The organism is Affinibrenneria salicis, assembly GCF_008710095.1.
Window position 1 is genome coordinate 1,044,617 of the sequence record NZ_VYKJ01000001.1, and the last position, 17,455, is coordinate 1,062,071.

At 58.5% G+C, this 17,455-nt stretch carries 17 protein-coding genes and 2 pseudogenes; 9 read left to right on the top strand and 10 right to left on the bottom strand.

All coding sequences use genetic code 11. The features are described 5' to 3' along the window. The first annotated feature begins 2 nt into the window (after nt 1–2). The 7 genes from FJU30_RS04605 (at nt 3) to FJU30_RS04635 (ending at nt 6,042) form a co-directional block, all read left to right on the top strand. Nucleotides 3–1,241, top strand: coding sequence for an NADH:ubiquinone reductase (Na(+)-transporting) subunit B (locus tag FJU30_RS04605; protein WP_150433826.1), 1,239 nt, complete (start codon nt 3–5; stop codon nt 1,239–1,241). Continuing rightward, the gene (locus FJU30_RS04610; protein WP_223881480.1) at nt 1,234–2,028 is read left to right on the top strand and encodes a Na(+)-translocating NADH-quinone reductase subunit C; all 795 of its coding nucleotides are present in this window, start codon (nt 1,234–1,236) and stop codon (nt 2,026–2,028) included. Before FJU30_RS04605 ends, FJU30_RS04610 begins: the two co-directional genes overlap by 8 nt. Next, nucleotides 2,021–2,650 carry an NADH:ubiquinone reductase (Na(+)-transporting) subunit D gene (locus tag FJU30_RS04615; RefSeq protein WP_150433430.1) on the top strand — a complete coding sequence of 210 codons (630 nt, stop codon included), beginning with the start codon at nt 2,021–2,023 and terminating at the stop codon, nt 2,648–2,650. Before FJU30_RS04610 ends, FJU30_RS04615 begins: the two co-directional genes overlap by 8 nt. 6 nt (nt 2,651–2,656) lie before the next feature. Further along, entirely contained in the window at nt 2,657–3,880 is a 1,224-nt protein-coding gene (gene nqrF / locus FJU30_RS04620; protein ID WP_150433429.1) for an NADH:ubiquinone reductase (Na(+)-transporting) subunit F, read from the top strand. 39 nt (nt 3,881–3,919) lie between these two features. Beyond that, entirely contained in the window at nt 3,920–4,933 is a 1,014-nt protein-coding gene (locus FJU30_RS04625) for an FAD:protein FMN transferase (protein WP_150433825.1), read from the top strand. A gap of 9 nt (nt 4,934–4,942) precedes the next feature. Beyond that, nucleotides 4,943–5,173: a (Na+)-NQR maturation NqrM gene (gene nqrM, locus FJU30_RS04630; RefSeq protein ID WP_150433428.1), complete on the top strand. Its 231-nt coding sequence runs from the start codon at nt 4,943–4,945 to the stop codon at nt 5,171–5,173. A gap of 287 nt (nt 5,174–5,460) precedes the next feature. Next, nucleotides 5,461–6,042: a DUF4291 domain-containing protein gene (locus FJU30_RS04635; RefSeq protein ID WP_150433427.1), complete on the top strand. Its 582-nt coding sequence runs from the start codon at nt 5,461–5,463 to the stop codon at nt 6,040–6,042. 117 nt (nt 6,043–6,159) lie between these two features. On the opposite strand, the pseudogene FJU30_RS27010 reads toward FJU30_RS04635, so the two are convergent. Further along, a pseudogene (locus tag FJU30_RS27010) lies at nt 6,160–6,302 on the bottom strand (IS1 family transposase); the annotation flags it as partial. Nucleotides 6,303–6,530: 228 nt separating this feature from the next. Here FJU30_RS27010 and FJU30_RS27710 point away from each other — a divergent pair. After that, nucleotides 6,531–6,815: pseudogene (locus FJU30_RS27710) on the top strand (transposase); the annotation flags it as partial. Nucleotides 6,816–7,186: 371 nt separating this feature from the next. Here FJU30_RS27710 and FJU30_RS04650 read toward each other — a convergent pair. From FJU30_RS04650 to FJU30_RS04665, 5 genes are all read right to left on the bottom strand, one after another. Further along, on the bottom strand, nt 7,187–7,480 hold the full coding sequence (locus tag FJU30_RS04650) for a hypothetical protein (RefSeq protein WP_150433426.1): 294 nt from the start codon (nt 7,478–7,480) through the stop codon (nt 7,187–7,189). Nucleotides 7,481–7,728: 248 nt separating this feature from the next. After that, nucleotides 7,729–8,100, bottom strand: a complete 372-nt coding sequence (locus tag FJU30_RS27020; RefSeq protein ID WP_395858498.1) for an RHS repeat-associated core domain-containing protein — start codon at nt 8,098–8,100, stop codon at nt 7,729–7,731. Continuing rightward, nucleotides 8,048–8,203, bottom strand: coding sequence for a hypothetical protein (locus FJU30_RS27590; RefSeq protein WP_395858497.1), 156 nt, complete (start codon nt 8,201–8,203; stop codon nt 8,048–8,050). The genes FJU30_RS27020 and FJU30_RS27590 overlap by 53 nt, the downstream gene beginning before the upstream one ends. A 134-nt stretch (nt 8,204–8,337) precedes the next feature. After that, complete coding sequence (locus FJU30_RS04660) at nt 8,338–8,772, bottom strand: DcrB-related protein (RefSeq protein ID WP_150433425.1); 435 nt, start codon at nt 8,770–8,772, stop codon at nt 8,338–8,340. Further along, on the bottom strand, nt 8,769–10,736 hold the full coding sequence (locus tag FJU30_RS04665) for a type VI secretion system Vgr family protein (RefSeq protein WP_150433424.1): 1,968 nt from the start codon (nt 10,734–10,736) through the stop codon (nt 8,769–8,771). Before FJU30_RS04665 ends, FJU30_RS04660 begins: the two co-directional genes overlap by 4 nt. 549 nt (nt 10,737–11,285) lie before the next feature. Between FJU30_RS04665 and dinB the strand changes: the two genes are divergently transcribed. Then, nucleotides 11,286–12,347: a DNA polymerase IV gene (gene dinB / locus FJU30_RS04670; protein ID WP_150433423.1), complete on the top strand. Its 1,062-nt coding sequence runs from the start codon at nt 11,286–11,288 to the stop codon at nt 12,345–12,347. Between the two features lie 71 nt (nt 12,348–12,418). Here dinB and pepD read toward each other — a convergent pair whose 3' ends face one another. The 4 genes from pepD to FJU30_RS04690 form a co-directional block, all read right to left on the bottom strand. Next, on the bottom strand, nt 12,419–13,879 hold the full coding sequence (gene pepD, locus FJU30_RS04675; RefSeq protein WP_150433422.1) for a beta-Ala-His dipeptidase: 1,461 nt from the start codon (nt 13,877–13,879) through the stop codon (nt 12,419–12,421). A 148-nt stretch (nt 13,880–14,027) separates the two neighbouring features. Beyond that, nucleotides 14,028–15,644 carry an ABC transporter ATP-binding protein gene (locus FJU30_RS04680; protein WP_150433421.1) on the bottom strand — a complete coding sequence of 539 codons (1,617 nt, stop codon included), beginning with the start codon at nt 15,642–15,644 and terminating at the stop codon, nt 14,028–14,030. Next, nucleotides 15,641–16,474: an ABC transporter permease gene (locus FJU30_RS04685; RefSeq protein ID WP_150433420.1), complete on the bottom strand. Its 834-nt coding sequence runs from the start codon at nt 16,472–16,474 to the stop codon at nt 15,641–15,643. Before FJU30_RS04685 ends, FJU30_RS04680 begins: the two co-directional genes overlap by 4 nt. Further along, nucleotides 16,474–17,451 (bottom strand): ABC transporter permease, encoded by a 978-nt coding sequence (locus FJU30_RS04690; RefSeq protein WP_150433419.1) that lies wholly within the window; start codon nt 17,449–17,451, stop codon nt 16,474–16,476. The genes FJU30_RS04685 and FJU30_RS04690 overlap by 1 nt, the downstream gene beginning before the upstream one ends. Nucleotides 17,452–17,455: the final 4 nt, after the last annotated feature.

Here is a 17,455-nt window from a genome sequence, read left to right on the forward strand (position 1 = left end):
TGATGGGGCTAAAGCATTTTCTGGAAAAAATTGAACCTCATTTCGAGGCGGGCGGGCGGCTGGAAAAACTTTATCCGCTGTATGAGGCGGCGGCGACCATTTTTTACACGCCGGGTCTGGTGACGCGCGGCAAGGCGCACGTGCGCGATGCGATCGATCTGAAGCGTATGATGATTCTGGTCTGGCTGGCGGTGTTTCCCGCGCTGTTCTGGGGGATGTATAATGTCGGGCTGCAGACGCTCAGCGCGCTGCATCACCTGTATTCGCCGGAACAGATACAGCAATTGATCGCCGCCGACTGGCACTATCAGCTGGCGCACTGGCTGGGGGCCTCCTTTGCCGCCGACGCCGGCTGGGGCAGCATGATGCTGCTGGGCGCGGTGTATTTCGTGCCCATTTACGCGGTGGCGTTTGCGGTCGGCGGTTTCTGGGAGGTGCTGTTTGCTATCGTCCGCCGGCACGAAATTAATGAAGGTTTTTTTGTCACCTCGATCCTGTTCGCCCTGATCGTGCCGCCGACGCTGCCGCTGTGGCAGGCGGCCCTGGGCATCTCGTTCGGCGTGGTGATGGCCAAAGAGCTGTTTGGCGGCACCGGCCGCAACTTCCTTAACCCGGCGTTGGCCGGTCGCGCCTTTCTGTTCTTCGCTTATCCCGCGCAGATCTCCGGCGATTTGGTCTGGACGGCCGCCGACGGTTTTTCCGGCGCGACGCCGCTTTCCCAGTGGAGCGCCACCGGCGGCGATCGCCTGATCAACGCCGCCACCGGCCAGCCGATTAGCTGGATGGACGCATTTCTCGGCAATATTCCCGGCTCGATCGGCGAAGTCTCTACCCTGATGATCCTGCTGGGCGGCGCCATCATTATCTTTGGCCGCGTCGCCTCGTGGCGCATCGTGACGGGGGTCATGATCGGTATGGTGGCGACGGCGCTGCTGTTCAACGCGGTCGGATCCGATAGCAACCCGATGTTCGCCATGCCGTGGCACTGGCATCTGGTTACCGGCGGCTTCGCCTTCGGCATGATCTTTATGGCCACCGATCCGGTCTCCGCCTCCTTTACCGAAACCGGCAAGTGGTGGTACGGCATTCTGATTGGCGCCATGTGCGTACTGATTCGCGTCGTCAATCCGGCCTATCCCGAAGGCATGATGCTGGCCATTCTGTTCGCTAACCTGTTTGCTCCCCTGTTCGACTACCTGGTGGTGCAGGCCAATATCAAACGGAGGAAAGCGCGTGGCTAAAAGAAATAACGACAGCATTGCTAAAACGTTGACCGTGGTGCTGGTGCTCTGTCTGGTGTGCTCCGTGGTAGTGGCCGGATCGGCGGTGGGCCTCAAGTCGCGCCAGCAGGAGCAGCGGCTGCTGGATAAACAGCGCAATATTCTGGATGTGGCGGGCATGCTGCAGCCGAAGATGAGTCCGGATGATATTCAGCAAATCTACGCCAGCCGCATTTCTCCCCGGCTGGTGAATCTGGCCAGCGGCGAGTTCGAGCAGGGCGCGGCGGCGGATAACTTCGATCAGGCGGCGGCCCTGCGCGACAACCAGCAGAGCATCGCCCTTCCGCCCGCGCAGGATATCGCCGGCATTCAGCGGCGCAGCAATCTGGTGGAAATTTATCTGGTGCGCAACGAACAGGACAAGGTCGAGCAGATAATTTTACCGGTATACGGCGTGGGGCTGTGGTCGATGATGTACGCTTTTGTGGCGCTGGATGCCGACGGCAGCACGGTGCGCGGGCTGAGCTATTACGATCACGGTGAAACGCCGGGTCTCGGCGGCGAAATAGAAAACCCCCACTGGCGCGCAAAGTGGATCGGCAAACAGTTGCTCGATCAACAGGGCCAGCCGGCGCTGCGCGTGGTGAAGGGCGGCGCCAGTCCGGATGACGTCCATGCGGTGGACGGGTTGTCCGGCTCTACGCTGACGGCGAACGGCGTGCAGCATACCTTTACTTTCTGGCTGGGCGATCTTGGCTTCGGCCCGTTCCTGAAAAACGTACGAGAAGGAGCGCTAAATAATGGCTGATGTCAAAGAAATCAAACGCGTGCTGACCGGGCCGATTCTGGACAGCAACCCGATCGCTCTGCAGGTGTTGGGCGTCTGTTCCGCGCTGGCGGTGACCACCAAACTGGAAACTGCGCTGGTGATGAGCCTGGCGGTTACGCTGGTGACGGCGTTTTCGAATATGTTTATTTCCATTATTCGCCGCCACATTCCCAACAGCATCCGCATTATTGTGCAAATGGCGATTATCGCATCGCTGGTGATTGTGGTGGATCAGGTGCTGCGCGCCTTTGCCTACGAGGTATCCAAACAGCTGTCGGTGTTTGTCGGGCTGATCATCACCAACTGTATCGTCATGGGGCGGGCGGAAGCCTACGCGATGAAATCGCCGCCGATCGAGAGCTTTATGGACGGCATCGGCAGCGGGCTGGGTTACGGCGTGATTCTGATGATCGTCGGTTTCCTGCGCGAGTTGATTGGCTCCGGCAAGCTGCTGGGCCTGACGGTAATGGAAACGGTGCAAAACGGCGGCTGGTACAATCCGAACGGCCTGTTTTTGCTGGCGCCGAGCGCATTCTTTATCATCGGCCTGCTGATCTGGGGGTTGCGTACCCTGAAGCCCGCGCAGATCGAAAAGGAGTAATCGCCAATGGAAATCGTTTTAGGCGTGCTGATGTTTACCCTCATTATTCTGGCGCTGGCGCTGACGATTCTGTTCGCCCGCTCCAGACTGGTGAATACCGGCGAAATCACGGTGGAGATTAACGACGAGGCGGATAAGACCTTTTCCGCGCCGGCCGGCGACAAGCTGCTTAATCTGCTCTCCAGTCAGGGCATCTTTGTCTCTTCCGCCTGCGGCGGCGGCGGCTCCTGCGGTCAGTGCCGGGTTCGGGTGCTGCAGGGCGGCGGCGAAGTGCTGCCGACCGAGATGGCGCACATGACCAAACGCGAAGCGAAAGATGGTTGCCGTCTGGCCTGCCAGGTCAGCGTAAAGCAGAATATGAAGCTGGAACTGCCGGAAGAGATCTTCGGCGTTAAAAAGTGGGAATGCGAGGTTATCTCCAACGATAACAAGGCGACCTTTATTAAAGAGCTGAAGCTGCGGATTCCGGACGGCGAGAGCGTTCCTTTCCGCGCCGGCGGTTATATTCAGATCGAAGCGCCGCCGCACGAGGTGGCCTACGCCGACTTCGATATTCCGCCGGAATACCGCGGCGACTGGGATAAATTCAATCTGTTTCGCTATCAATCGGTGGTCGGCGAACCAACGGTGCGCGCCTACTCCATGGCCAACTACCCGGAGGAAAAGGGCATCATTATGCTGAACGTGCGCATCGCTACGCCGCCGCCGAACAATCCGCAGGTGCCGCCGGGCATTATGTCTTCGTACATCTGGTCGCTGAAAGCGGGCGATAAGGTGACGATTTCCGGGCCGTTCGGCGAGTTCTTCGCCAAAAAGACCGAGGCGGAGATGGTGTTCATCGGCGGCGGGGCCGGTATGGCGCCGATGCGTTCCCATATTTTCGATCAACTGAAGCGCCTGAAGAGTAAGCGTAAAATCAGCTTTTGGTACGGCGCTCGCTCGCTGCGCGAAATGTTCTATGAAGAGGACTTCAACCAGCTGCAGGCCGAAAACGAAAACTTTCGCTGGCACGTCGCGCTGTCCGATCCGCAGCCGGAGGATAACTGGACCGGCTATACCGGTTTTATCCATAACGTATTGCTGGAGAACTACTTGCGTAACCACCCGGCGCCGGAGGATTGCGAATATTACATGTGCGGCCCGCCGATGATGAACGCCGCGGTGATTAAGATGCTGAAAGATCTCGGGGTGGAAAGCGACAACATTATGCTGGATGACTTTGGCGGCTGACGACGACGGAATGAAAAGCAGGGTGGAAAACACGTGAGGATGATATTGAAAGGGCTGTTGGTCGGTACTCTGGTTGGGTTGCTGACCGGATGCGGGCCGCAGCAAAATAACCTCGATGGTAAAACCATGGGGACCTACTACTCGGTGAAATACGTCAGCGAGAGTCACGTCCCGGACTCTGCGGCGATCCAGGCTGAAATAGATAAACGGCTGGAGCAGGTGAACGATCAGATGTCCACGTATCGGCCGATGTCGGAATTGAGTCGTTTTAATCACAGCCGCGAGGTCGATCAACCTTTCGGCGTATCGCCCGCCACGGCGCTGGTGGTGCGCGAAGCGATCCGCATTAATCATCTGACCGGCGGCGGGCTGGACGTTACGGTCGGTCCGCTGGTTAACCTGTGGGGCTTCGGGCCGGAAGGGCGCCCTGAGCGAGTGCCGGATCAGGCCGAACTGGACAAGCGTCGCGCCTGGACCGGGATAGACAAGCTGGAAGTCAGACAAAATGCGCTGGTGAAGCATATTCCCGAGCTGTATGTCGATCTTTCCGCTATCGCCAAAGGCTATGGCGTGGACGTGGTGGCCGACTATCTGCAGTCGCTGAATATCGAGCGCTATATGGTGGATATTGGCGGCGAGGTGCGCACCAAAGGCAATAACGGCAAGGATCATCCGTGGCGTATTGCGATCGAAAAGCCGGTGACCGGCATTGAACAGAGCGCGCAGGAGATCATTGCGCCGGGCGATATGGCGGTCGCTACCTCCGGAGATTACCGCAACTATTTTGAACAGGATGGCGTGCGTTATTCGCATACCATCGACCCGGCAACCGGCCGGCCGGTCAACCACCGGCTGGCGTCGATTACGGTGCTGGCGCCCAGCTGCATGACGGCGGATGGTCTCTCCACCAGCCTGGGCGTACTCGGCCCGGAGCGCGCGCTGGCGCTGGCTAACCAGATGAATATTCCGCTGTTCATGATCGTTAAAACCGACGATGGTTTCGCAGAACGTTATTCCGACGCCTTCAAACGCTATTTGCAAAGAACGCCCTGAGGAGGAGCCATGCTCACGGTCTTTATCGCCTCTTTTGTTTTTTTCCTGCTGATTGTGGCCGGTATGTCGGTTGGCTACATCGTGAAACGTCAAAGTCTGCAGGGCAGCTGTGGCGGTATTGGCGCGCTGGGCGTGGAAAAGGTGTGCGAATGCCCGGAACCGTGCGACGCACGCAAGAAACGGCTGGAGAAAGACGCGGCCCGCCGGCGTAAACTGGAACAGCAGCGGCGTATTTTGTAAACCCGGGATTTAGCGGTAGCCCTGACCGCATTGATTTATATATTCTATTTCACGGGATGATTCGCTGCGGCAGAGCGGCTGCGAATGGAGGTAATCCAGGGATGAACGGGCGATACAGGCTAAATAATTCGGGTTGCGGCAGGGCGGCAAGTGAAGGAATCCCGATGGGCTTACGCGAATAAGCGATTCGGGCGAGTGTCGGCGGCCCACGCACCTGCAGCCTGAGGTATGACCGGGATAAAGCCCGAGCATCGGCAACCCGCAGCAGGAATACAGAGGAAGAAATAATGCCAGTCAGTAGTAGATTAACGCCAGAACGGCAGATTCGGGCCTTTTATACCAAAGATTTTATCCGGGTCTATCAGGCCTATTCCGATGCGATCGCCGACAGCGCGCTTGCCCATGGAACCTTCGTCTCGCCGCCGTTCAGTATGACCAGGATGACATGGATAAAGCCGTCGTTTTTATGGATGATGTATCGTGCCGGCTGGGGAATGAAAGATCCCGGACAACACAGGATTCTGGCTGTCGATCTTACTCATGAAGGATTTAAGCAAATCGTCGGTCAGGGCGTCATCAGCCATCACGCCGCCCCTGGCGCGGCTGAAGACGCCGACGAGTGGAAAAAGAAAATACAGCAGGCTAACGTGGTGATCCAGTGGGATCCGGAAAGAGATATCCACCTGAATAAACTGCCTTACCGAACGATTCAAATCGGGTTGCGCAATGAAGCCGTAGCTGATTACGTCAGTAAATGGATCGTGAATATTTCCGATATTAGCGAGCGTGCTTTCGATATCCACGCGTTGATCGGCAGCGGGCGGGTCGTTGAGGCGACGGCGTTGCTGCCGGAAGAAAGGGTGTATTGATATTGTGGGGAACCGCTTTATCTGTTGATAAACATATGCGCAATGATACGTTCGACATCGGTAGCGTCGCTTTTTTGTGGTTATGACGTCAAACAGGTTGTCATGATGTTTTTCAATTTAAGCGCCGATGACTTTTCCATGTATTTCAAATGAACGGGAAAGCAGGTTATTTTCCCTGCCAGACGTTTAAGATGAATTCGGAAATGAAGATTATGCCGCTCAAGTCGCTGCGTGAATATCTTACCTGTCAGGTGTTTTTCTGACTCTATTTTTCGTGCGTAGCCCAGGAGATGTCGCTGGAACCTCAGGACTATCAGCAACGCATTAAAACGCTCGATGCACGCCTGAAGCAGATGAGTGCACAAAACGAAGATACACTCCGGCCGGAAAATATTCCGGGTATCGGGCCACCGGGCGCATTGGCACTGACTATAGCGCTGGGTGACTGCAGGGATTTTAATAATGGCCGGCATTTTTCCCGTTATCCGGGATGAGTGCCCGGTGAGCACAGCAGCGGCGCTAAAACCAGACGCCTGGGAATAACGAAGCGTGGCGATGGTTATCTGCGCGGCTTGCTTATCCATGGTGCCCGCTCCGTGGTTTTATCGTAAGGTTAACCTCCCGGATGAGCGTTGTAACGCCTTCCAGAGGTGGCTGAAGGGTATTATTACCCGGAGTGGGGTAAAAATAAGGCCGTTGTGGCGCTGGCGAACGAAAATGCCCGGGTGGCCTGGGCTCTGGTAAACCAGAGAACGGATTATATTTTCAGGTAACAGTCTGATTTATAAGAAGTCTAAAGCATTGATGTACTGACAGGTAGAACCGGCTCTCTGTAAATCTGGCAAATAACCCGGTCATATCAGGCCATTGCGATAATGAGGCCAGAGAGTACGGATGTTCATCAGGGCTCACGAAGCCGGATATATGTGTGTGACTACTTTTGTCAGAAAAAGAGCTGCCCGTGCTTGCACTGGGTCGGTGTCCATATAGCTATTTAGGTTCTCTCCTCCGAATCACTGACTTGAGTCCGCTCATCGGGAGCCGCTCTCTTGCCGCTTTCCTGCACTCGAATTATGTAGAGTATAGATAATAAAAAAACGGGGGGATTTCTATCTTTCCGATCGGTTATATAATTGAAACGAAATCACTGCAGTTTTATCAATATATCGCCGGGAGTCAGTGTGATATTTCCATTGTCATATTCTACCCACAGGTTTTTATTGTCTGATTCATAGTCGTTCATAATCCTATATTCCGAATATCCGGTGTTTTCATCCGCAATTTGAATTATGCTGTCTATATTGTTATCAAACTGATGAGTTGATATAAATACAGTGATCTTTTTTAAAAAATCCAGCTTCTGAAGCTCCTGTAAAGATGCTCCATTACGACTTAGATCTTTTTTCTTTTTATCAATATACTCAATAATATCAATCATAAATTGCCGCCTGTATAAATAGTAACCTTGCTTCCGCCTGGGGGCGAAACGTTGATATGGGGGATGGTTCTATGGGGGAGACCATCGGGGAACGCTTCATGACCCGCAAAAGTACCATCTTTATTAAACTGATAACCTTTATGATAAACCGCAGCATTCCCCTTTTCAGAAGATAGTCATTTAACTTTTTCTTCTGACGAGATGTTTTTACTGGCGGGTTATTTCCCGAGCCAGCAAATTTTTGAAAGTCAGAACGTGCACCATATGATGATCTGATCAGCCTCTTTGAAAGAACTAACAGTCACATCCTTCCCGGATTGAGCATCTTTAACTGCGCGATTGATATTACAACCAGCAAGGCCTAAGGGCGCTATCCAGCTAAGCAGGTTTGGAACGTAAACATACTGATTCAACTCACTCGCCAGCCCAATCGGCTTCGCCTGAGTAAACCGCCCGCACTGCGGGTCGTAATACCTGTACAGGTTGTAATGCAGGACGGTTTCCCGCTCAAGCCACTGCCCCTGAAAACGCAGATTTCGCCGGCCGTTCAGCCGGCCGGGCCGGCTTTTATATTCTGTTTCGCCCCAGACGCTGCAGCAGGCCGCGCCACGCCGTCGCATCCGGCGAGTCCGTGCGGTTGCCCGCCGCGTCGTGGTAAAAACGCTCCGCCTGGCGGCCGGAGATACCCTGCGTCAGACTGCCGGCTGCGTTGTAGCCCCACATGCGCCGCCGTATTTGTCCGCCGGCGCGGCGTCGCCGTCGGTCAGTATTTGCTGCACCAGCCAGTCCGTCGGGACTCACCGGCCGCGCCGGCACCCGCGGGCCGCCGACGCGGCGGTCAGGTCTGCGGCCACGGGTTACGCGTCTTTGGGCGGATGCGCCGCAAAGCCGGTTTTAATCGACTGCCAGAGCGCCAGCGCGGCCTCGTCAAATGGCGCGCAGCGGCTTAGCGCCATCGCCAGCAGATGGCCGTCGAGACGCGTCACCAGCAGTTTCTGATATATCTGCACGCTTTGGTTTTCAAAGCGAAAGTCCACCTCGCGCGCCGGCAGTTCGCCCAGTTGGGCGTCCAGGGGGTCCTGCGCAATGAATTTCCTCATATCGCGTTTTACTTTCACCAGTTGCTGACGCAGATACTGCTCCTCCTGGCCGGCCGGCACGTCCCAGGCGCGGGTGATGACCAGCGATGCTCCGGCGTGCGGCAGTTTGAGGATGGTGACGCTCTGATCCTGCACCGCTTCCGGTAACGTCAGGCGCCCTTCGGACAGGATATATTCCGTTTGCTGATTCATGACTGACTCTCTCCCTGGTCTTTGCCAAATGCCTCGTTGACCTCAGCGATAATTTGCTCCGGCGTTGGGGTGGGGGCGGCGGATTGAGAGACCTTATTGATATTTAAATCAAGCGTGCCGCCGGTATTGATTTGCCCGGTGGATTTAGCGTTAATGATGATGTTTTCGCACTGGATGGTTATCGTGCCGTTCGCGTCGATATCCACGCTGCTTTTGCCGCTGAACAGCTGGATGCCGCTGGCGGAAGATAATTTAATCTTTCCCTGGGTTCTCTGTTCATATTCGCCGCCGACCAGATCATTACGATTCATCTGGATCTGTTTTTTGTAGGCGCCCAACACGGCGCCGCTGTAGTCCTGATTAACGCACACCGTTTGCGAACCGCCGACAATATGGGTGGCGTCGTTTTTAACGATGGTGTCCAGATCGCGTTCGGCCTGGATCCATACCTGCTCCTGACCGGCTTTGTCCTCGAAGCGCAGGGCGTTGGCGTTATCCGGCGTGCCGTCTTTGGAGCGGCTCATGAAGCCCATCTGGGTGGCGGCGGCCGGCAGCGGCCACGGCGGCATGCTGGCCTCGTTGTACACCCGGCCGGTGATGATGGGGCGATCCGGATCGCCATTGATAAAGTCCACCACCACTTCGTCGCCGACGCGCGGGATCTGCACGCCGCCGAAGCCCTGACCGGCCCAGGCGCTGGAGACGCGTACCCAGCAGGAGCTGGTGTCGTCGCCCTTCGCCATCCGGTCCCAGTGGAATTTCAGCTTGATGCGGCCGTATTTATCGGTCCAGATGGATTGCCCATGCGGGCCGACCACTTTCGCCGTCTGCGGACCGTTGGTCTTCGGCCACGGCGTGCGCGGTTCCGCGCGGAACGTCACATCGGACGGCAGAACGCGAAAGTTGATGCGGTGCCTGGTGCTGCCGTCGCTGCCGCTGGCGTAGCGGTTTTCCTCAAAATCATATTCCGCCGCGATGGTCAGATATTCGCCGTTGTCGCTGAGGAACGGCGCGTTGCGCAGGGTGAAGGTATAGCCTGGCGCAATGCCGATCGCGGTGCCGGTCGCGCTGATCTGGCGGTGCTGCACCTGCCACACCTGCTGGCGGATGCGTGCGTAAAACTCGCCGTGATCGTGTTCGGTAAAACGTCCCGGCCAGTCATAGACGTCAATCTGACCGGGCGCCGGCGAGGCCGGATTCTGCCGCGCCTGAAACAGCCAGGCGTTGGGTTTGCGGAAGTCGTAATCGTCCAGACTGTAGATGCCCGGCGTGACCTGATCCTCCAGAGCCCACTGGCCAATCCCTTCTTCGCTGGTGCTGCCGCCGGAGGGCGTCACGTGATAGGGAATGCTTTCATAACCGCCGAAGGGCTGATGCTGCTGAGCCGCGTCCATCAGCACCATTACGTGCCGGTCCTGTTCGTGGCGGAAGTAGTAGTAAATCCCCTCCAGTTCCATCAGACGGCTGATAAAGTCGAAGCTGCTCTCCTGATACTGTACGCAGTATTCCCATACCCGATAGCTGCCGGCCAGCAGATCCTCTACCTCGACCTGATATTCGCTCAGCAGGGTATGCACGATCTGCGGCACCGTCTGGTTCTGGAAGATGCGCAGGTCGCGATCGCGCTTCATCGGCCACAGGTCGGGTTCGATGGTCAACTCGTACACGGCATAGCGCATGCCGCCCAATTCCTGGCTCTTGACCGCCATGCGGGTGATTTTGCCGTTGAGGTAGCGTTGAGAACTGAGGCTTTGATCCGACGCCAGCAGGGCGAATCCAGAGAGGGTCTGCAGCGGGATGGACAGCGTCAGCGGCTGGCCGAGCAGGGCGTGGCGATCGATGCGGGCATCGCGGCTCAGCAGGGTGACTTTCAATTCAAAGGATTCGGACAGGGCTTCCCGGCCGGATAGCTTCCAGAATAGCAAGCCCTCCATCGGAAGGTATGCGGTGATACGATTGTTCATCAGGGTTAGTCCGTTAACAGTTTGATATCCATTCTTGCTGCGGGGAGCGCGGATTTCATTTCTCGTGCAGATTCGCGGGCATCCGTCCCCCGGCATCCGTCAGAATCAATCTGTCTGACAGAGCAGAATGAGGCGTACAGGCGCTACGAATCTAAGGAAAGTCGCGCGCTATGTCAAAACTTAAAAAACGGTGGGGCGCAGGGGAGGCTAACGAGCTATCCCTGCAGGATGATTTTATTCTCATTATCCGAAAAAAATAAGGGTTAATCGCGGCGCGAAGCCGCTGAACAGAGCGCGCGTCTGGCCGGATTCCGTCTCGCCTTATCCGCCCTGAACATCGGGCCGGATGAAAGAACGCGGCGCGGCGCGTCGTTCGATCTTGAGATTTGTTCTTTTGGCTGTATACTTATCCAGTATTTTTTATCCTCTATTGCTGCGCGGCCCGGCTCGCGCCAGACGCCGTCCCTGCGCTTGACGGGCGCCGTGAGAACATGGCGCGGACCGGCATATGGCCAGTAAGAGGCAGACCGGCAGCTGATAAGGGCGGCAATGCGAAAAATCATTCATGTTGATATGGATTGCTTCTACGCGGCCATTGAGATGCGCGATAATCCGCGTTTGCGCGATATTCCGCTGGCGATAGGCGGCAGCGCCGACAGGCGAGGCGTGATCAGCACGGCCAACTACCCGGCCCGCCGTTACGGCGTGCATAGCGCAATGGCCACCGCCACCGCGCTGCGTTTGTGCCCTCATCTGATCCTGCTGCCGGGGCGGATGGAGGTCTATAAAGCCGCATCGCAGCAAATACGGCAGATTTTCGCCCGCTATACCTCGCTGATTGAACCGCTTTCGCTGGACGAAGCCTACCTCGACGTAACGGACAGCGCGCACTGCAATGGTTCAGCTACATTGATGGCGCAGGAGATACGCCAGACGATCAGCGCCGAACTCAATCTTACCGCCTCGGCGGGCGTGGCGCCGATAAAATTTCTGGCGAAGGTGGCTTCCGAGCAGAATAAACCGGACGGGCAGTTTGTGATTACGCCGGAGCGGATGGAGGCTTTCCTGCTGGCGCTGCCGCTGGAGAAGATCCCCGGCGTCGGCAAGGTGACGGCACAGCGGCTGGCGGAAAAAGGGCTACATACCTGCGCCGATGTAAGGCGTTACGATCTGGCCGCCTTACTGAAGACATTCGGCAAATTCGGCCGCGTGCTGTGGGAGCGGTGCCACGGCGTTGATGAGCGGCAGGTTTCGCCCGATCGGCTGCGTAAATCGGTCGGGGTGGAAAAGACGCTGGCGCAGGATATTTATCACTGGCGCGAATGCGAATCGCTGATTGTCCAGCTGTATCAGGAGCTTGAACGGCGGCTAAAGCGGGTTAAGCCGGATTTGCACATTGCCCGTCAGGGGGTGAAGCTGAAGTTCGACGATTTTCAGCAGACCACCCAAGAGCACGTCTGGCCGGAGCTTAATCAACAAGACCTGCTGCAACTGGCGCGCCAGACGTGGGAGCAGCGCCGTAAAGCTCGCGGCGTGCGGCTGGTTGGCCTGCACGTTACGCTGCAGGATCCGCAAATTGAGCGGCAGTTGCTGCTGAACTGGGAACCGTAACGGCAGGGGCGCATTGGCGGCAAGCCAATACCAACGGCGGGGCGCCCCGCCGTTATCATCGCCGGCCGGAATCAGGCGCGCGGCGGGATAGCCTTGAGCAGCGCGGTCAGCAACTGCCAGTAGTGGCCGACGCTGGCGATATGCACCTGCTCATCCGGTGAATGCGGCCCGGTAATGGTCGGCCCGATCGATACCATATCCATTTCGGGATAGGGTTTCTTAAACAGCCCGCACTCCAGTCCGGCGTGGATCACCTGAATATTCGGCGTTTTGCCGAACAGTTTCTGGTAGGTTTCCCGCACCACCTGCATGATCGGTGAATGGGCATCCGGCTGCCAGCCGGGATAACCGCCTTTGGGCCTGACTTCGGCGCCGGCCAACTGGCCGACGGCGGTCAGCATGTCGACCACGTATTCCTTGCCGCTGTCGATCAGCGAGCGGATCAGGCAGATGGCTTCCGCGTGGCTGTCGCTCATGGTCACTACGCCGAGATTCAGCGAGGTTTCCACCACGCCTTTCACTTCGTCGCTCATCCGAATCACGCCGTTGGGCGTGGCGTTAAGCAGCGCCAGCAGGCGGTTGCGGCTGCTCGCCGTCAGCGGTTGCGTCTGGCTGCCGAACTCTTCCAGCGTGAAGGCCAGATTTTTTTCCCGCGCGGCCAGCTCGTTGCTCAGCACCGCCAGATACGCCTGGCTGCGCGTTTTAAGCTGCCCGGCGTTGGCGATCGGCAGCGCCAGCGTGGCGAAGGCCTCGCGCGGGATGGCGTTGCGCAGCGTGCCGCCGTGCAGATCGATCAGGCGCAGGTCCAGACTGTCGGCCTGGGCGAACAGGAAGCGGGCCAGTAACTTGTTGGCGTTGCCCAGCCCCAAATGAATTTCCGCGCCGGAGTGACCGCCCTTCAGGCCTTTCAGCGTCAGTTTGAAAACCTGATAGCCGGCGGGCAGCGGCTCGCGCTGCAGCGGCAGTGAGGTGATCACGTCGATACCGCCGGCGCACCCCATGTAGACTTCGCCCTCTTCTTCGGAATCGGTGTTAATCAGTATCTCGCCCTGCAGCCAGCCCGGCTGTAGCGCGAAGGCGCCGTCCATCCCGGCTTCTTCCGTCATGGTCAGCAACACTTCGAGCGGGCCGTGTTCGACGCGCTCATCGGCCAGCACCGCCAGCGCGGAAGCCATGCCGATGCCGTTATCCGCGCCCAACGTGGTGCCTCGCGCTTTAACCCATTCGCCGTCGATCCACGGCTGAATCGGATCGCGGGTGAAGTCGTGTTCGGAATCGTTGTTTTTTTGCGGCACCATATCGAGATGGGCCTGCAGCACCACCGGCTTCAGGTGCTCCAGTCCGGCGGTGGCGGGTTTCCGTAGCAGGATATTGCCCGCCCGATCGCGTTCGGCATACAGGTTTTTTTCTCCCGCCCACGCCATGATATGGCTGGCTAAGGCGTCCTCATGGAACGACGGGTGGGGAATGGCGCAGATCCTGGCGAAAATATCCCACAGCGGCTGTGGTGAAAGCTGGGACAATTCAGACACTATAAAGTCTCCTGTTGCGGCAAATTTCTGGCACGTTGCAGCGTAGGCGCGCCGGTCGAAGTGAATATCCGCCACGCAGGGTGGCGCGATAAGTACAGAATATCACTTCCGTTCGCCGACGGGCAGGCCGCGACGCAAAACAGGCGTCTCAGGCCGCGGGGGACTGCCATTCTCGGCCGGGGATGGCGCTGAGCAACTGGCGGGTATAGTCATGCTGCGGATGGCGGAACACCTCGCGGGTCAATCCCTGCTCGACGATGCGTCCGCCCTGCATGACGATAATGCGATCGCAAATTTGCGCGGCGACGCGCAGATCGTGGGTGATAAAGATCAACGACAGCCCGAGCCGCGCGCGCAGATCGGCCAGCAGCGCCAGCACCTGCGCCTGCACCGAGACGTCCAGCGCCGATACCGGTTCGTCGGCGACCAGAATGTGCGGCTCCATCGCCAGCGCCCGCGCCAGGCCGATGCGCTGGCGCTGGCCGCCGGAAAACTCGTGCGGATAACGCTGGATGGCGCCGGCGTCCAGCCCGACCAGCGCGAAGATCGCTTTCACTTTTTCCAGCGCCTCCGCACGCGGCGTGCCGTGGACCAGCAGCCCTTTGGCGACGATTTCCCCCACCTTCTGGCGCGGATTCAGCGAGGCGAAGGGATCCTGAAACACCATCTGGATATAGCGGCTTTGTTCCCTCAGCTCCTGCGGTTTCAGCCGGGTCAGATCGCGGCCGGAAAACAGGATTTCGCCGCTGTCCGGCCGATATAATCGGACGATACAGCGTGCGAGCGTCGACTTGCCCGAACCGCTCTCGCCCACGATGCCCAGCGTGCTGCCCTGCGGCAGTTCCAGACTGACGTCCTGCACGGCCGGGGTTACGCGTCGGTGCCGGTTAAGCCAGCCGGACTGGCGAAAGGTCTTATTGAGGTGTTTTAGCGTCAGGATCGGCGCGTTATTCTCCGCCGTGCGCGCCACCGCCGGATGCAGCGACGGTACGGCGGCAATCAGCGAGCGGGTATACTCGTGCAGCGGGCTGTAGAGCACGCGGCTGGCCGGTCCCTGTTCCACCAACTGGCCGTGCTGCATCACCGCCACCCGATCGGCGATTTCCGCCACCACGCCGAAATCGTGGGTGATAAACAGCACCGATGTGCCGCGTCGCTGCTGCAGCTGGCGGATCAGCTGCAGGATCTGGGCCTGGGTGGTGACGTCCAGCGCGGTGGTCGGCTCGTCGGCGATCAGCACCAAAGGCTCCAGCGCCAGCGCCATCGCGATCATCACGCGCTGGCGCTGGCCGCCGGAAAGCTGGTGCGGGTAGGCGCGGGCGGTCGCCTGCGGTTCCGGTATCTGGACGTCGGCCAGCAGCCGTTGCACCCGGGCCATGACGTCGCGCCGCGACAGTTCCGGTCGGTGGGTGTAAAACATTTCCGCCACCTGATCGCCGACGGTATGCAGCGGATTGAGCGCGGTCATCGGCTCCTGAAAAATCATGCCGATGCGCGCCCCGCGTATCTGGCGCAGTTCGTTCTCGTCCAGCGACAGCAGATCGCGTCCGTCAAACGCGATACTGCCTTCCTTCGGCCGCACCCGTTCGGGCAGCAGCCCCATAATGGCGCTGGCGGTCATCGATTTGCCCGAACCGCTTTCTCCCACCACGCACAGGATCTCGTTCGGGAACAGCTCGAGCGAGACGTGGCGCAACGCCCACGGGCGATCGGCGTCCTCCGGCAGGGCGACGCTCAGATTGTTGATCGATAACAGCGGATTCATCGGTTTTTCAGCCTCGGGTTGAGCGCATCGTTCAGTCCCTGGCCGACCAGAGAGACGGATAACACGGTAAGTAAAATGGCGAGGCCCGGAATGGCCGATACGTACCACTCCTGGCGCAGTACGCTGCGCCCGGCGCCAATCAGATTGCCCCATGACGGCACATTGGGATCGGAAAGATTGAGAAACGCCAGCGCGCTTTCCAGCAGGATGGCGATCGCCATAATCACGCTGGCGTAGACCACGATCGGCGGCAGCGCATTGGGCAGGATCTCACGAAACACGATCGGCATATCGCGCATGCCCAACGAGCGCACGGCCTGGATAAATTCCCGATTGCGCAGCGACATAAACTCCGCGCGCGTCAGACGGGCGGCGGGCGGCCAGGAGACGATGCCTATCGCGACAATCACGGTGGGCAGCGTTGAACCGAATACCGCCACCAGCACCAGCAACAGCAGGAAATTCGGCAGGATCTGGAACGCTTCGGTCACCCGCATCAGGATATCGTCGATGATTCCGCCGTAAAATCCCGCCAGCGCGCCGACCACAATGCCGATGGCGACGGCGATCACCGTAGCGACCAGTCCGATGGTCAGCGAAATTCGCGCGCCGTGAAAAATCTGCGCGGCGATATCGCGTCCGGTCTGATCGGTGCCCAGCAGAAAACGGGGATTCTGCAGCGGCCACTGCAGCGGCCGTCCGGCCAGGCGCAGCGGATTCTCGGGAAAAAACAGATCGGCGGTCAGCGCCATGCCGATCGCCAGCAGCAGCAAAATCAGACCGAATAGCGCGGTCGGACTGCGTGCGTAACGCGTTAAAAACTGTCTCATTACTGTTCACCTGAAATGCGCGGGTCCAGCCTTGCGTACAGCAGGTCGACCAGAAAGTTAATCGCAATAACCAGCAGGGCGGAGACGAACACCACGCCGAGCAGCGTATTGAGATCGCGCTGCATCACGGATTCATAGGCAAGGCGGCCCAGACCCGGCAGGGCGAATACGCTTTCCACCACCACCGAGCCGCCCAGCATGGTGCCGGCCTGCAGGCCAATCAGCGTCACCAGCGGCAGCAGCGCATTGCGCAGGATATGCCGCACCACGATGCGGGTTTCGCCCAGCCCTTTGGCCCGCGCGGTGCGCACAAAATCGAGCGTGGCCACTTCAAGCATCGAAGCGCGCATGATGCGTAAATAAATGGCGAGAAAGATCAGCGTCAGCGTCAGGGTCGGCAGCACCAGATGATGGGCGATATCCAGCCAGCGCGCCCAGCCGCTCAGGCCGCTGGCGAGGGTCTCGAACCCGCCGGAGGGCAGCCAGTCTAGATAGATGGAAAACAGAAAGATCCCCATCAGACCGAACCAGAAGGACGGCGTGGAATAAAAAATCAGCCCGAGCAGCGAAATCAACGTATCCGGCCAGCGGTTAACCCGGCGCGCGGCGATGATCCCCAGCGCCATACCCGCCGCGACGGCCAGCGCCAGCGAGGAGCCCATCAGCAACAGCGTGACCGGCAGGCGCTCCAGGATCACCTCCGCCACCGGTTTGCCGTAAATGGCGGACTGGCCCAGATCGAGATGGACCAGGCGCCACAGGTAGTCGCCCAGCCGTACGGCCGTGGACTGATCGAGCGCATAGTAGCGGCGCAGTTCTTCGATCATGGTCGGGTCGCCGCCGCCCATCTGCGCCACCAGCGCATCGACGGTATCGCCCGGTGCGAACTGCAACAGCAAAAAGAGCCCGACCAGAATAATCAGCAGCGCCGGAACGGCCGCGGCCAGACGCCGTGCGCTGAGCACCAGCAATCTCATGGCG